Here is a 12,643-nt window from a genome sequence, read left to right as displayed (position 1 = left end):
GCCGCGTTCTTGACGCCGCCGGCGCCCGCTACCTGTCTGGCCCGCTCGACATGCCCCCAATCCGCCCCGGCGAGCTGGACGATGTGCTCGCCCCACAAGTGGACGTGGTCCTCGACGTGCCCGGACGACTCGCCGATCTCCTGCGCGTCGCTGGGGACGAGGCCGTCCGCCTGGCCCTCGTCTCAGGACGGATCAACGGCAAGCCGCTCAACTCCGCTCTGCAAACGGGACTTTTCGTTCGGATGCTCGTCATGCCCGTCACCGGCGGAGGAACGCCCTCGCCGTCTCGACGTCCGGGGCGACGTCGAGACGGCCCCAGCGGACCGGCCAGGCGAAGCGGCGGTCGATGGTCCAGGCCAGGACGCCGTCGAGGCCGTCCAGCTGGTTCTCGCCGGCGATCACCAGAGCGGCGGCGGGCTCGATGGCGGGGTCGGCGATGGCGCACCAGGAGGAGTCGGTCAGGGGGAAGGCGTCCGCGTGGAACATCCCGAACAGCTTCGCGAACTCCTCGTCGAGGGAGCTCCGTTCACCGTCGAAGTAGCGGCCGAACAAGAAGTCGCCGATCAGGGCACCGGTGAACGCGTCGGTGAAGCGGAGCGTCCGCTCGCCAATCAGGACGAGCACGCCGCCCGCGCCCCACAGCACCGCCTCCGTCCCCTCGGGCGTCTCGGACGAACGGGCCAGGGCCGGTTCGTCGCCAAGGAACCACACCTCCAGCCGTCCGTCGCCGGTCAGGCACGCGCCGAACTCTCCCGCAGGCTCCCAGGCCCAGGGACGCTCCTGTCCGTCGAAGAAACCCTTGCCGTTGCGCCTGGTGGTGGCGATGGGCAGGTGGTAGCGGTGCCCGCCGTTCTCGTCGTAGACATCGACCCCGCCGCCGTCGTCCACCACGACCGCCAGCCGGGCCTCGGCCCCGCGCATACCCCAGTGCAGGGACCCTTCGGCCTGGATCACGGGGTCGCTCACCGGCTGCCCGGTGTCGGCGTCGAGCACGGTCAGCAGCGCCGAGCGGCCGGGTCTCAGGGCTGCGGCGCGCCGGTCGTCCGGGCTCCACGCGACGTCGCCGACGGTCAGCGTCAGCCAGCGCAGCCGCCCGTCCGGGAGATCGAGGGCGGCGGCCCAGAACCCGTCGTGCCCCAGCAACCGCCCGCCGTCGCGGGACCACCGCACGCGGCGGAAGCCCAATTCGTTGCGCTTCAGCCGTTCCTTCGCCTCATCCGGCAGCGGGGCGGTCAGCATGGCGGGCTCGGGGCCCTTGTTGTGCAGGCGGTAGTCGTTATAGAAGACATCGCCCTGGTCCAGCGCCGCGACGCAGCCCTTCACCTCGTGCCCGCTGTTCATCATGATGTAGGCCCGCCTGCCGTCGGGGGCCAGGGCGAAGGTCGCCGCGGCGTCGTGGCCATCCGTCACGTCGGCGCTGCCGAAGGGGTTGAGGCGCGCGCCGAACGGGTCCCACACGCCGACGTTGTTCGTGCAGTACGCCGACGCGACCCGGGAGCCGTCCGCCGCCCACTGCACCGTGTCGCGGTAGCCGGGCCAGCCGGCGCCGTACTGGAGGTCGAACCCGTTGACGAGGCGGCCGGTGGCCAGCTCCCACACCTGCAACGGGCCGTCGTCGTAGTACTCGTCCGCCCACACGCCCCGGGCGGTGGCGAGGTAGCGGCCGCACGGGCTGAGCGCGTAGTCATGGAAGTCGCCGCCGGACTTGGTGTAGGGGTGACGCAGCCGCGCGCCACGCTCGCGCAGGCGGTCGGTGGCCAGCCGGTGCGCGTCGGTGACGCCGTGCCGCGCTTCCATGTCGGTCAGCAGGTCTCGCAGCAGGGGCAGATCCCGTTCCGGCTCGAACGCCAGCCAGTCGGCCTCCTCCAGCAGCGCGAGCAGGGCTCCGGGGTCGTGCCGGGCCGCTTCCAGGGCCGCGCTCGCGGGGAATGAGCCGCCGGGCTCGCGCCGCCGGATGGTCAGCACCTCCTCCGCCGATAACACGGGCACACCCAGCCGTTCCGCGGCGCGGACACGCTCGTTGGGGTTGGTGTCGTCGATGCCGTCGATCACGGCGTCCACTGCGGGAGACACCTCGTCCACGACGTTCACCCCGGCGCCTTGCAGGCGCATCTTCAGCTTCTTGATGGACTCGGTACGGTATCGGCCCGCCACGACGACGGTGAGGCCACGAAGATCCATGGCCGTGGAGCCTACCGGTGCTCTCCTCAAAGGCCGCGCATCTCAGGACGGATCATCCGCCGCGGCCCCGGCTATTCGGTCCGTATGGTGGCCCCGCTTGCGCTTCACCGCGCCATGCTGGAGCAAAGTGCTGCCGCCGACAGTGCCGGCCCGGCTGAGCACAAGGCGCACCGGGCGTACGTTGCCCGCGTTGCAACCGTCGAGGCCACCCAGCCGCATAGGCCGTGACCTGCGGAAAACCCTTCAGCGAGACACATCCGAACGGAAAGTCACGGCAAGCCGCTCAACTCCGCTCTGCAAACGGGACTTTTCGTTCGGATGCTCGTCATGCCCCGTGCCAGCCCGCGATGCCCAGTACGGCCGCGGCCGCGCCGCCGCCCAGCATCCAGCGCATCCGCCCGCGCATCAGCGGATCCGGGATGCCGCGATAGCTGATCGCGCCCCAGAGCGTCCCGGCCACCAGTACCAGCGCCACCACCGCAGTCTGAGCGCTGTGCAGCAGGCCGAGCCATCGCAGCGCGTCAGGCGCCACCAGCGCCGCGACCCCGCTCCACGCGGCCATCGCGGTCAGGGGCGCGGCGTATGCGAGGGCGATCGTCTTGCGGGTACGGGGCGACAGAGGCTGGCGAGCCGTGAACGCGAGCACGAAGGCCAGGAACGCTCCCCAGCCGATGGAGTGGACGCTCTCGCCCAGGCCAGGAGGAGAGACGGCGCCGAGCCCGTCGGCCAGGCGCCTGCCCGCGACGGCGATCACCAGGTCTCCGGTCCGCAGTCCAGGCCCCGAGGGCGCGGCCGGCATGTCCACCACGACGCCGTCGAGAGGCCACGTCGACCAGTCCAGCCGCACGATGCTGCCCTCGGACGCCGCGTCCAGCGAGACGGCGGTCGCGACGACGCCCAGCACCACCAAGACGATCGCGACCCCGGCCGGAACCCTGCGCGAGCGTCGCACCGAAGCCAACCAGGACAGCCGCGCGAACACACCCATCCTCACCGACAACCGGCCGCGAAGCCACCGGCCCGCCGGACAGGACCGTCCTGAACCAAGGGAACCCCTGCCGTTGCGGTCTTTCAGTGGCCGCCGCCGATCATGGGCATCGTGTCGATGTCGTCGGCCCGGATCATGGAGTCAGGCCGTGGAAGATCAGGTCGAGCAGGGAGGCCGCATGCCCGGCCGCGTCCGGCTCCGTCTCGGTGACCAGCGCGATGGCGTTGACCAACCTGAACAGCTGCTCGACCGGTATGCCCGGCCGGACGTCGCCCGCCTCCTGTGCCCGCGCCAGCAGCCCCCGTGCCGCCTCGAACACCGCCGCGCGACACGACGAGCCATCCTGGCCCAGCGCCACCAGCAGCGACGCGGCTAGCCCGCGCTCCGTGCTGCCCTGCGCGATCACGGCGCCCAGCCACTCCCTCAGCGCCGCGCCCGGCGACGGCGCGGACATCAGCTCCCCGGCCTTGCGGCACAGGGCGTCGATGTGGTCGCGGAAGACCGCCTCCAGCAGCGCCTGACGGGTGGGGAAGTGCCGGTAGAGAGTGGCGTTGCCGACTCCCGCGCGCTGGGCGATGTCATCCAGCGGCGCATCGGCCCCCAGTTCGGCGAAGGCCACCCGCGCACAGGCCACCAACCGGTCGTAGTTGCGCCGGGCGTCGGCCCGCATCGTCGCCTCCCGGGGTTGCCTAAGCGGAGACTATCCCCGTATCGTACCCGAACAGAAACCGGGGAGAGTCCCCGTTTAGGAGGTGTCATGAACTCCCATCCACCGGAGTACGCCGCCCGGCACGCCGAGCACTTCGCGATGGAGCGCCGCGACGGAGTGCTCCTGCTGCGCATGCACACCGGCGGCGGCCCGGCCGTCATGTCACTCGCGCTGCACCACGCCTGGGGCGAGGTCGTGCGGGAAGCAGGCGCGGACCTGGACAACGAGGTGCTGATCCTCGCCGGCACCGGCGAAGCGTGGACCGGCGGGCTCGACCCCGCCCTGAGCGACCGGCCGCCGACGCAGCGGGGCGAGGACCGCTACGACCTCTACCGCGACGGCATCGCGCTGTTACGTAGCCTCGTCTTCTCCGTGGACGTGCCGACGATCGGCGCGCTCAACGGGCCCGGCTACCACCAGGAGCTGGCCCTGGCCTGCGACCTGACGCTGTGCACTCCCGGCACCGTCTTCGACGACACCCACTTCCGCTCCGGCGCCGTGCCCGGTGATGGCCAGCACCTGGTCTACCAGGAGCTGCTTGGCCTCAAGCGGGCCGCCCGGATGCTCTACACCGGGGCCGGGGTCGGCGCCGCCGAGGCGCTGGAGCTGGGCTTGGTCAACGAGGTCGTGCCGGACGAGCGGCTGCTGCCGCGCGCCTGGGAGCTGGCCGCCGAGATCATGGCCGCGCCGCGCGCCACCCGCCGGCTCACCCACGCCATCCTCCAGCGCCCGTGGCAGCGCCGCCTGGTCGACGACCTGGCCTTCGGCCGTACCCACCACCTGCTCAACACCTGACCCCGTTCTCGACACCCCACCATCGGAGGAAACATGATCACCGTTCTCGTGACCGGCGCCACCGGCACCCAAGGCGGCGCCACGGCCCGCGGCCTGCTGGCCGCCGGGCAGCGGGTCCGCGCTCTCGTCCGCGACCCCGGCACCCCCGCCGCGCGGGCGCTGGCCGCCGCCGGCGCTGAGCTGGTCCGCGGCGACATGGGCGACCGCATCTCGCTCGAGGCGGCCACCCGCGGCGTCGACGGCGTCTTCAGCGTCCAGCCCACCCTCGGCTACCCTGGCACGCCGCCCGGCTTCACCATCGACGACGAGCTCCGCTACGGTCGCAACGTCGCCGACGCAACCGTGGCGGCCGGCGTCCGCAGCTTCGTGTACGCCTCCGTCGGCGCGGCCGACGCGGCGCACGGCATCGCGCGCTGGCAGACCAAGGACACCCTGGAGCGGTACGCCCGCGACCTGGGCCTGCCCATGACCGCGCTGCGGCCGGTCCGTTTCATGGACAACCAGATTCACCCGCAGATGGGCGTGCGCGACGGCGTCCTGACCGACGTCGTCCTGCCGGACATGCCAGTCCAGCTCATCGCGGCCACCGACATCGGCGCGTTCGCCACGCTGGCCTTCACCCGTCCGGCCCAATACACCGGCCGTACGATCGAACTGGCCGGCGACGAGCTGACCATGCCGCAGATCGTCCGAGCCATGGAGCGGGCGCTGCGGCAGCCCATCACCTACCGGAATATCCCGCGCGAGGCACTGGCTGGCCGCGGCGCCGACGCCGTGGCCGGCTACGACTTCGCCAACCACGGCGGCGGCTGGCACGCCGACATCGACGCGCTACGCAAGGAACACCCGGGCCTGATGGACTTCGCCACCTGGCTCGACCGCAATGGCGCCGCCGCCTTCGCAGCGGCCCGCGCCTGACGGCTGCAGGCCTCGGCGCGAGCTTTCAGAAGGTGCGCACGGCGACCTTCACCCGCCGGCTCGCCCGCAACGCGGCGCGCAGCTTGTCGGCCGGCAGCGGCGCGGCGGGGGCCTGGAGTATGCGCTCGACCGGTACGTCGGGGGCGGCGATCTGCGGGATGTGATGGGCCAGGATGTTGTTGAACGCCTTGACCAGCAGGACATCGGGCAACAGCTGCTGGGCCGGCTCGGTCGTGGTTACCTTGCCGCCATTTTCCGGATGCGCGGATGGTTCTCCAGCGCCCACCGCACGGTCTTCGGCGCGCGCCCGAGCAGGGTCTCCAACTGGTCGGTGACGCCGCGGTACCCTCCGCCGCCGATCAGCCGGGTCAGGGTTCTCATGTGCTCCGCAGTGTGCGGAAACTCGGCCAGGGCGCTGTCGACGTAGGTCTCGTTCCAGGTTTCGACCTCTTCGGGAACGTAGGTGACCGGGCGTCCCAGCACGGCCGCGAAGTCCTCCGCGTAAGCGTGTATGTCCTTCAGTTCCGGACCGTTGAGCTCGTAGGACTTGGAGATGTGCGGCGCCGGGTCGGCCAGGATCTTCGCGCACACCTCTGCCACGTCGTAGCCCGCGATGGGCGCGAGCCGGTGGAGGCCGAAGGGCAGGCGCAGTTCACCGTGGCTCAGCGGCTCCAGCGCCAGCCAGGTCATCAGGGGGTTCTCGACGAACATGGCCCCCCGGATGTTGACGGTCGGCAGTCCGGACCACTGCAACACCCGCTCGGCGATCCAGTGGGCCCGCTGTTGCGGCGACCAGTCCGCGACGAGGCCGCCGAGCCAGGTACGCCGCTCTTCCTGCGGTGCGGTCATCTTGTCGAATGTCATGAACGACTGCTCGAACTCGGAAATGTTGACGAAGACCTCGATGCCGCCCTGGGCCCGCGCGGCCGCGGCCATCAGGCTGACGGCATCGGTGTAGTACGGCGACAGGCTCATGCTGAAGTAGATGCGCCGGACACCCTTCAGCGCGGCGGCCACGTCCGCGATGTTGAGCAGGTCTCCGACGAAGACCTCGGCCCCGGCCTGGCGGAGCGCGTGCGCGCGTTCGTCGTCTTGCCGCACGAACGCGCGCACCGGGTGCCCTTGGTCAAGCAGCATGTCGATCATCGTTCGGCTCACACCACCGATATGGCCGGCGGCTCCGGTGATCAGGATGGGGTTGCGCTCTTGCATGAAGGTGTCCTTTGTCTGGTTGGGGGAGTCCGCTGTACAGAAGGCCCAGGGTGTGGTCGGCGACCGTCGCGGGCCGTGGGTCCTGTTGCGGTTGGACGGTGCCGGCCAGGCGGATTGTGCGCAGTGTCATCGGGGTGTTGAGTCGTCGATGCGGGCGAGGAAGTCCAGGAGTGCGGTGTTGACCTCGGCGGGACGCTCCTGCTGCGTCCAGTGGCCGCATCCTGGCAGCACCACCGGGCCGTGCAGGTGAGGCGCGAGGGCGCTCAGCGGGTTGCCCGGCCCGCCCTGGCCACGCAGAAGATCGCTCAGCGAGCTGCCCCCGTCCGGGCCGCGCAGCGAGGTGACCATGTCACGGTCTCCCACCACGTACAACGCGGGGACGTCGATCCCGAGTCCTTGGAAAGGCGCGATCAGTTCGTTGTTGAGTTCGATGTTGCGGTACCAGTTGAAGGCGCCGGTGAACGCCTGCTCCCCGTGCAGGGCGAAGTCCTCGGCGTAGGCCTGGATGTCCTCCTCCGTCAGCCAGGCCGGCAGAGCGGGCGACTGCGGCATGGTGTCCAGCAGGCCCAGCCCGTCGGGTACGACCAGCGGGCGGGGCTGTCTGCCGAGCGGGTTGTCGCCTGAGGCACCGACCAGGAGGCGGCGAAAGGACTCCGGGATGTCCTTGGCGAACTCCGCGTCGGCGACTCCCGGCTGCTGGACGTAGATCTGGTAGAAGCCCTCGCCGTACTGGGCGCGGGTGATCGAGGGCGGGACCATCCCGCCGGGTAGGATCGGCGGAATACTGAGCCCGGCGCTGGAGTTCATGGCGGGGCAGGTGAAGGTCGACGCGCAGCTGTTCGCCGCCTACGACTGGTCCGGCCGGACCATCAAGAACCACCGAGCGCAAATCCGGGAGTTCCACGGCTTCCGTGAGCCGACGGCAGGCGATGAGGACAAGCTCGCCGACTGGCTGGCCACCAAGATCTGCCCGGTGGAGATGTCACGGGATCGGCTGCCGGCGCGCTGCCGGCGCGCTGCCGCGAGGACCGGATCGAACCGCCGAAGACGACCCGGATCGAACGCGTGCTGGGCGCGGCCGAGGCGTTCTTGCAGGAGCTGAAGGAGGACCCGGGGCCACTGCAGCTGGAGACGCTGCTGGCGGAGATCGTGAAGCTGGAGCGGGTCAAGGCGATCGGTCTGCCTGCCGCGTTGTTCGAGGGGATCGACGAGCAGCGCTCGCGCCTTCAGGGGTAGTGCTTTGGCTATGACGGCGACTGTGATGATGCCGACGATGCCCGGTATGAGCAGTGATCCGAGCAGTGTCGGCAGGGCGATTCCTTGTGGGTCGCTTTCGGGTAGCGGCGCCACATCATGGACTCGCAGGTGAAGCCCGGCTCTGGTGGCTACCTGCTGGGCCAGCGCCGTGATGCTCTGGCTGACCTTGGGCCCTTCGCCGCCGGCGATGATGGCGGTGAGTGCGGTGGAATCTCCACAAAGGGCAGCGACCACCTCTCGGTTCCGCACTGCCTGTTCGGCCGCGCCGACGCTGGTGTAGGGCCGTATTCGAAAGGCCCCGTGCTGTCCGGTGGCCAGTTGTCGGCCGATGTCGTCGGCGGTGTGAGGTGGGCCGGCGATGCCGAGCGGCATGGCGTGCGGCTCCATATCGCTGATGGATGCGCCCGTGAAGAACCCGAAGATCAGAACCGCGATGGCGGGCAGCAGCATGATGAGGACAGACAGCCGCCACCTTGGGGAGGTGGCGGGTCCGGCTGTCGGATCGGGATCATCGGGGAGCGGACTCAGACCGTCGGTTTCGGAGCTCGGCCGCGAGGTGTTCACGATGCGAGGTGTTCATGAGTTGTCGTTGCTATCGGCCGAGTGTTGAGCAGGCGGAAGCAAGAGGTGGCGTTCGCTGTAGGCGGGGTCGTTCGCTGCGGTGACGAACGTGTCGAAGCGCATGGTGCAGCGGCGAAGCTCGTTGTATGCCTCCCACACCGGGACGCCCGGGGTGTTCGGATTCCCGGTGCGGACAAAGGCTGTCACGGCGCGTCGGAAGGTGTGGCCGGTCGGTTCGACGCCGGCGGGGTCGACATCGCGGAACATGGGAGAGGTCGACCAGGCTGGAAGATTGTCAAACAGCAGCGGGATGTCCACGGTGTGGCAGGCGCCGAGGGCCGATCTCCAGTCCACCTGGTAGACGAAGCCGGGATGACCGTGACGAGCGCGCGCCTCGGCGACCTGGTGTGCCGGTAGCCTGACCAGGCGATCGGTGGTGATGTCGGCCAGGACTTGAGAGGCGGACGCGCCCGGCCGCCGGGCCGTGTAATGGTCGTAGACGGCCTGTGGGGCCGCGTCGGGCGCCAGGCGTTTCACAAGCTGCAGGACGGCATCGCGGGTGATGGCCGCGGACGCGGGGTCGATGGTCAGGAACGGGTTCATCTCCTCGGCGGTGGCGCCGATCAGGACGTCGATGCCGGGGGCGGCGCCGGCGGCGACGGCGGGCAGAACAGGACCGGGCAGCCCTGGGGCGCCGGCGATCGGATGCATCGGCGGGGCCGGGGCGCCGATGCGTCGCCGGCCGCTGTCGGCGACGAGTCGCTGGTAGCCGATGATCAGCTCTTCGGCCGGAAGGTCTCGCAAACGATGGGCTGTCGTGACGCTCAGGCCCAGGAGGCGCAGGTAGTCCTCTCCGGCCTGTTCGGCCTCGTGCGGGGATGGCATCGCGATGCCGAGGGGGCCGCTTTGGGCGAAGACCCGATGGAAGAGGCCTGTGGCTGAGGGGGAGCTCAGGAGCGCCACGGCGGTCACCGCGCCTCCGGACTGGCCGGCCACGGTGACGCGGTCGGGGTCGCCGCCGAAGCCGGCGATGTTCTCCCGCACCCAGCGCAGCGCCGATATCGCATCCAGAAACCCCATGTTGCCCTCGGCGATGCCGGGGACGCGCAGGAAGCCCAGCGGGCCGAGCCGGTAGTTCGGCGTGACGACGACGATGTCCTCGGCGGCGGCCAGGTTGCGGCCGTGGTAGCCGGGCCAGGCGCTGGCGCCGCTGAGCCAGCCGGAGCCGTGGATCCAGACCAGCACGGCGCGGGGCCGGCCGGTGACGCCGGGGGTCCAGATGTTCAAGGTGAGGCAGTTGTCCTCGGCCTGGGCCAGCGTCGGCGAGCCGGTGAGCAGTTGCATCGCATCCGCGGGTCTGGCGGGGTCGGCGGGTGGCTGCGGAGCGGCAGGGCCGAAGGCGGTCGCCGGACGGATGCCCTGCCAGCGGGCATGCGGCTGCGGAGCGGCGAAACGCAGCCCGCCGATGGGGGCGGCCGCAAAGGGCACGCCGAGGAAGGACGCGACGCGCCCGTCCCAGCTTCCCTCAACAGCGCCAGGCTCGGTGGTGACCACGGGGTGGGGATCGTTCATGACCATCCTTGCGAAGGAACGTTCGTTCCCATCACTTCAGCACATCCCGGGCGCGGTTGACAAGAATGAACGTTCATTCCATCCTCGGATGGTGCCCGTCTCACACAGTCCAGCCGCCGACACGCGCCGTCAGCATGTCCTGGCAGCCGCGCGCCGCTGCTTCCTCGCCAACGGCTTCCACGCGACCTCCATGCAGGACATCTTGCGCGAAGCGCAGATGTCGCCCGGCAACCTCTACCGGTACTTCCCCGGCAAGGACGCCATCGTGCTCGCGATCGTGGAGGCCACCTTGGCCGAGGTCACCGCCGCGTTCGAACAAACACTCCTTGACGAGCCGCCCCCGTTGCTGCAGGCGCTCACCGAGATCCTGCGCGCGATCGAACGGCTGGACGACCACGAGGGCACGCCACGGCTCGCGATCCAGATCTGGGGGGAGGCCCTACGAAACCCGGCGATTGCCTCACTCTTCGCCGAGGCCATCACACCCGTCAGGCAATGGTTCGTCCACCTCGTCGAAGCCCAACGGCATCATGGCCTCACCTCCGGCCCGGTTGCACCGGAGCACCTGGCCAATGTCCTGCTCGGCGCCATCCACGGGTTCATCGTCCAAAGAGCGCTGCTCAAGCTCGATGCAGCCAGCTACGCCGAGGGGCTGCGAGGCCTGCTCGCGGCCCCGGCCAGCCCACAAAACGATGCAAGCGGAACGTCTTGACCTCCGGATCCCCACCGACCACGGACGCGGATCGATGGGGTCGTCCTCCTGGAAGACGAGGGAAGAGAGTAACCCTGAGCGACAGGGCTACGTGGGGAGCGACACCTTCAATAAACCTTCGTTTCTCGGCAAGATCGAGTATGGAGGGGGGGAGACGCCGCGCCGCTCGTCCACTTGGTCCAGTTCGCCACGTGGTGCGCCTCTTCAGCCCGGTCGCGCCCAAGTCTTAGAGCCTGCTGACGAAGGGATATGGTGCTGGGCGCGGGTCAGGAGATCGTCGAGGCGTGGTCATCGTTGGGCTGTTGCCCGGTGAACGGGAGCGGGCTCCCGGTAGCTGAGGTGGTGTCTAAGCAGCTCAGCGGCCAGGAGCCCGTGGTCGTCTGTCTACACGCCTGCGGCCGTGAACACCAGCGGTTGCGCCTCACCGGGGTGCGCATGTCGGGGTCGCAAACCGGCATACCCTTCCGATCTGGCCGATGCGGAGTGGTCGGTGCTGGAGGGTGAGGCGCGGGCGGTGATGGCCGAGTTGGTCGCGGTCGCGGGCCGGCCGATGGTGCATGACCTGCGCGCGGTGCTGGACGCGATCGGTTATGTGACCCGGTACGGGATCGAGTGGCGGGCCCTGCCGGTCGACTACCCACCCCATGAGGCGGTCGTTCTTCGTGCACTGGTCGCGGCGTGGTCTGCCGGAACGACTGGCCGGGAGGTTGCGCGGCCGGCTGCGCAACCTGGCCGGACGGGCAGAGCTTCCGACCGCCGGCTGTATGGACTCCCAGACGGTCCGGGCGGCCGAGACCGTCGAGGCGGCGGCCTGCGGGTACGACGCGGGCAAGAAGATCAAGGGGCAGAAACGGCACATCGTGGTCGACACGCTCGGACTGCTGTTGTGCGTGATCGTCACCGCCGCATCAGTGCAAGATTGCCTGATCAACCTGGACGCCGGGCCGAAACCCGAGGTGGTCACGACGGACCAAGCCAGCGACAGCGACATGGTGTTCGGGATCTTCTCCATGCTCGGCTACCGGTTCGCGCCCCGCTTCGCCGACCTGGGCGACCAGCGGTTCTGGCGCGCCGAGCTGCCCGACGGCACCACCAGCGCATACGGGGTGCTGGAGGCGATCGCCCGGAACAAGCTGAACACCAAGAAGGTGATCACCCAGTGGCCGGACATGCTCCGCGTCGCCGGATCGCTGGTGACCAACCAGGTGCGCGCCTACGACCTGCTGCGCATGTTCGCCCGCCAAGGTTCTCCGACACCGCTGGGGCGGGCATTCGCCGAGTACGGCCGCATCGACAAGACGATGCACCTACTGAGCATGCTGGACCCGATGGATTCCAGCTACCGCCGGAGCCTGGGCAAGCAGTTGTCGGTCCAGGAGTCCCGACACCGCCTGGCCCGCAAGATCTGCCACGGCAACTCCGGCCGGATCCGACAGGCATATCGGGAAGGCCAGGAGGATCAACTCGCGGCTCTTGGACTTGTCGTCAATGCCGTCGTGTTGTGGAACTCACAGTATCTGTCGGCGATCGTGGACCAGTTGCGTGCCCAGGGTGTGCCGGTCAAGGATGAGGACGTGGCGCGGCTGTCCCCGCTGGGCCACGCCCACCTCAACTGCCTGGGCCGCTACGCGATCGCTTCCTCGGCCCCGGACAAGGGCCTGCGACCGCTCGGCGCGGCGGCGCTGCCCGAGGTCAGTGCCGCCAGCACCACTGTCGTGGACGATGACGGTGTCTGAAC

General features: G+C 69.8%; 13 protein-coding genes and 2 pseudogenes. 8 read left to right on the top strand and 7 right to left on the bottom strand.

What is annotated here, in order from left to right; all coding sequences use genetic code 11:
• Nucleotides 1-258 precede the first annotated feature (258 nt).
• From AB0H88_RS41865 to AB0H88_RS41855, 3 genes are all read right to left on the bottom strand, one after another.
• Nucleotides 259-2,181, bottom strand: coding sequence for a BRCT domain-containing protein (locus AB0H88_RS41865; protein WP_357654162.1), 1,923 nt, complete (start codon nucleotides 2,179-2,181; stop codon nucleotides 259-261).
• A 325-nt stretch (nucleotides 2,182-2,506) separates the two neighbouring features.
• A complete protein-coding gene (locus AB0H88_RS41860) occupies nucleotides 2,507-3,163 on the bottom strand; it encodes a hypothetical protein (RefSeq protein ID WP_357654161.1) in 657 nt (218 codons plus the stop codon).
• A 139-nt stretch (nucleotides 3,164-3,302) separates the two neighbouring features.
• The gene (locus AB0H88_RS41855; RefSeq protein WP_357654160.1) at nucleotides 3,303-3,839 is read right to left on the bottom strand and encodes a helix-turn-helix domain-containing protein; all 537 of its coding nucleotides are present in this window, start codon (nucleotides 3,837-3,839) and stop codon (nucleotides 3,303-3,305) included.
• A gap of 87 nt (nucleotides 3,840-3,926) precedes the next feature.
• Here AB0H88_RS41855 and AB0H88_RS41850 point away from each other — a divergent pair, with 87 nt between their 5' ends.
• Nucleotides 3,927-4,673 (top strand): enoyl-CoA hydratase/isomerase family protein, encoded by a 747-nt coding sequence (locus AB0H88_RS41850; protein WP_357654159.1) that lies wholly within the window; start codon nucleotides 3,927-3,929, stop codon nucleotides 4,671-4,673.
• Nucleotides 4,674-4,706: 33 nt separating this feature from the next.
• Nucleotides 4,707-5,591 (top strand): NmrA/HSCARG family protein, encoded by an 885-nt coding sequence (locus AB0H88_RS41845; RefSeq protein WP_357654158.1) that lies wholly within the window; start codon nucleotides 4,707-4,709, stop codon nucleotides 5,589-5,591.
• Between the two features lie 25 nt (nucleotides 5,592-5,616).
• Here AB0H88_RS41845 and AB0H88_RS41840 read toward each other — a convergent pair whose 3' ends face one another.
• From AB0H88_RS41840 to AB0H88_RS41830, 3 genes are all read right to left on the bottom strand, one after another.
• A complete protein-coding gene (locus AB0H88_RS41840; protein WP_357654157.1) occupies nucleotides 5,617-5,802 on the bottom strand; it encodes a hypothetical protein in 186 nt (61 codons plus the stop codon).
• Nucleotides 5,803-5,828: 26 nt separating this feature from the next.
• Nucleotides 5,829-6,803 carry an NmrA family NAD(P)-binding protein gene (locus AB0H88_RS41835; protein WP_357654156.1) on the bottom strand — a complete coding sequence of 325 codons (975 nt, stop codon included), beginning with the start codon at nucleotides 6,801-6,803 and terminating at the stop codon, nucleotides 5,829-5,831.
• 126 nt (nucleotides 6,804-6,929) lie between these two features.
• The gene (locus tag AB0H88_RS41830) at nucleotides 6,930-7,610 is read right to left on the bottom strand and encodes an alpha/beta hydrolase (protein WP_357654155.1); all 681 of its coding nucleotides are present in this window, start codon (nucleotides 7,608-7,610) and stop codon (nucleotides 6,930-6,932) included.
• Here AB0H88_RS41830 and AB0H88_RS41825 point away from each other — a divergent pair.
• Together AB0H88_RS41825 and AB0H88_RS41820 are read left to right on the top strand one after the other, a co-directional pair.
• Complete coding sequence (locus AB0H88_RS41825; protein ID WP_357654154.1) at nucleotides 7,609-7,905, top strand: DUF4158 domain-containing protein; 297 nt, start codon at nucleotides 7,609-7,611, stop codon at nucleotides 7,903-7,905. The genes AB0H88_RS41830 and AB0H88_RS41825 overlap by 2 nt on opposite strands.
• Entirely contained in the window at nucleotides 7,893-8,039 is a 147-nt protein-coding gene (locus AB0H88_RS41820) for a hypothetical protein (RefSeq protein WP_357654153.1), read from the top strand. The genes AB0H88_RS41825 and AB0H88_RS41820 overlap by 13 nt, the downstream gene beginning before the upstream one ends.
• Nucleotides 8,040-8,636: 597 nt before the next feature.
• Here AB0H88_RS41820 and AB0H88_RS41815 read toward each other — a convergent pair.
• Complete coding sequence (locus tag AB0H88_RS41815) at nucleotides 8,637-10,193, bottom strand: carboxylesterase family protein (RefSeq protein WP_357654152.1); 1,557 nt, start codon at nucleotides 10,191-10,193, stop codon at nucleotides 8,637-8,639.
• On the opposite strand from AB0H88_RS41815, the gene AB0H88_RS41810 reads away from it, so the two are divergent.
• From AB0H88_RS41810 to AB0H88_RS41795, 4 genes and pseudogenes are all read left to right on the top strand, one after another.
• Nucleotides 10,192-10,905: a TetR/AcrR family transcriptional regulator gene (locus tag AB0H88_RS41810; protein WP_357654151.1), complete on the top strand. Its 714-nt coding sequence runs from the start codon at nucleotides 10,192-10,194 to the stop codon at nucleotides 10,903-10,905. The two genes, AB0H88_RS41815 and AB0H88_RS41810, sit on opposite strands and share 2 nt — an antisense overlap.
• 517 nt (nucleotides 10,906-11,422) lie before the next feature.
• Nucleotides 11,423-11,509: pseudogene (locus AB0H88_RS41805) on the top strand (hypothetical protein); the annotation flags it as partial.
• Between the two features lie 40 nt (nucleotides 11,510-11,549).
• Nucleotides 11,550-11,816, top strand: a pseudogene (locus tag AB0H88_RS41800) (transposase); the annotation flags it as partial.
• Entirely contained in the window at nucleotides 11,796-12,641 is an 846-nt protein-coding gene (locus tag AB0H88_RS41795) for a Tn3 family transposase (protein ID WP_357654192.1), read from the top strand. The pseudogene AB0H88_RS41800 and the gene AB0H88_RS41795, both read left to right, overlap by 21 nt.
• Nucleotides 12,642-12,643 lie beyond the last annotated feature (2 nt).

Source organism: Nonomuraea sp. NPDC050680 (assembly GCF_040654555.1).
In the GTDB taxonomy this organism is placed as follows: Bacteria; Actinomycetota; Actinomycetes; order Streptosporangiales; family Streptosporangiaceae; genus Nonomuraea.
The sequence above is the reverse complement of the archived record's forward strand: the minus strand, read 5'-3'. Positions and strand labels throughout refer to the sequence as shown.

Excerpts from the sequence above, each read along its gene's own strand:
- AB0H88_RS41865 (WP_357654162.1), bottom strand. The coding sequence starts at position 2,181 with ATGGATCTTCGTGGCCTCACCGTCGTCGTGGCGGGCCGATACCGTACC.
- AB0H88_RS41855 (WP_357654160.1), bottom strand. The coding sequence starts at position 3,839 with ATGCGGGCCGACGCCCGGCGCAACTACGACCGGTTGGTGGCCTGTGCG.
- AB0H88_RS41850 (WP_357654159.1), top strand. The coding sequence starts at position 3,927 with ATGAACTCCCATCCACCGGAGTACGCCGCCCGGCACGCCGAGCACTTC.
- AB0H88_RS41845 (WP_357654158.1), top strand. The coding sequence starts at position 4,707 with ATGATCACCGTTCTCGTGACCGGCGCCACCGGCACCCAAGGCGGCGCC.
- AB0H88_RS41835 (WP_357654156.1), bottom strand. The coding sequence starts at position 6,803 with ATGCAAGAGCGCAACCCCATCCTGATCACCGGAGCCGCCGGCCATATC.
- AB0H88_RS41825 (WP_357654154.1), top strand. The coding sequence starts at position 7,609 with ATGGCGGGGCAGGTGAAGGTCGACGCGCAGCTGTTCGCCGCCTACGAC.
- AB0H88_RS41830 (WP_357654155.1), bottom strand. The coding sequence starts at position 7,610 with ATGAACTCCAGCGCCGGGCTCAGTATTCCGCCGATCCTACCCGGCGGG.
- AB0H88_RS41810 (WP_357654151.1), top strand. The coding sequence starts at position 10,192 with ATGACCATCCTTGCGAAGGAACGTTCGTTCCCATCACTTCAGCACATC.
- AB0H88_RS41815 (WP_357654152.1), bottom strand. The coding sequence starts at position 10,193 with ATGAACGATCCCCACCCCGTGGTCACCACCGAGCCTGGCGCTGTTGAG.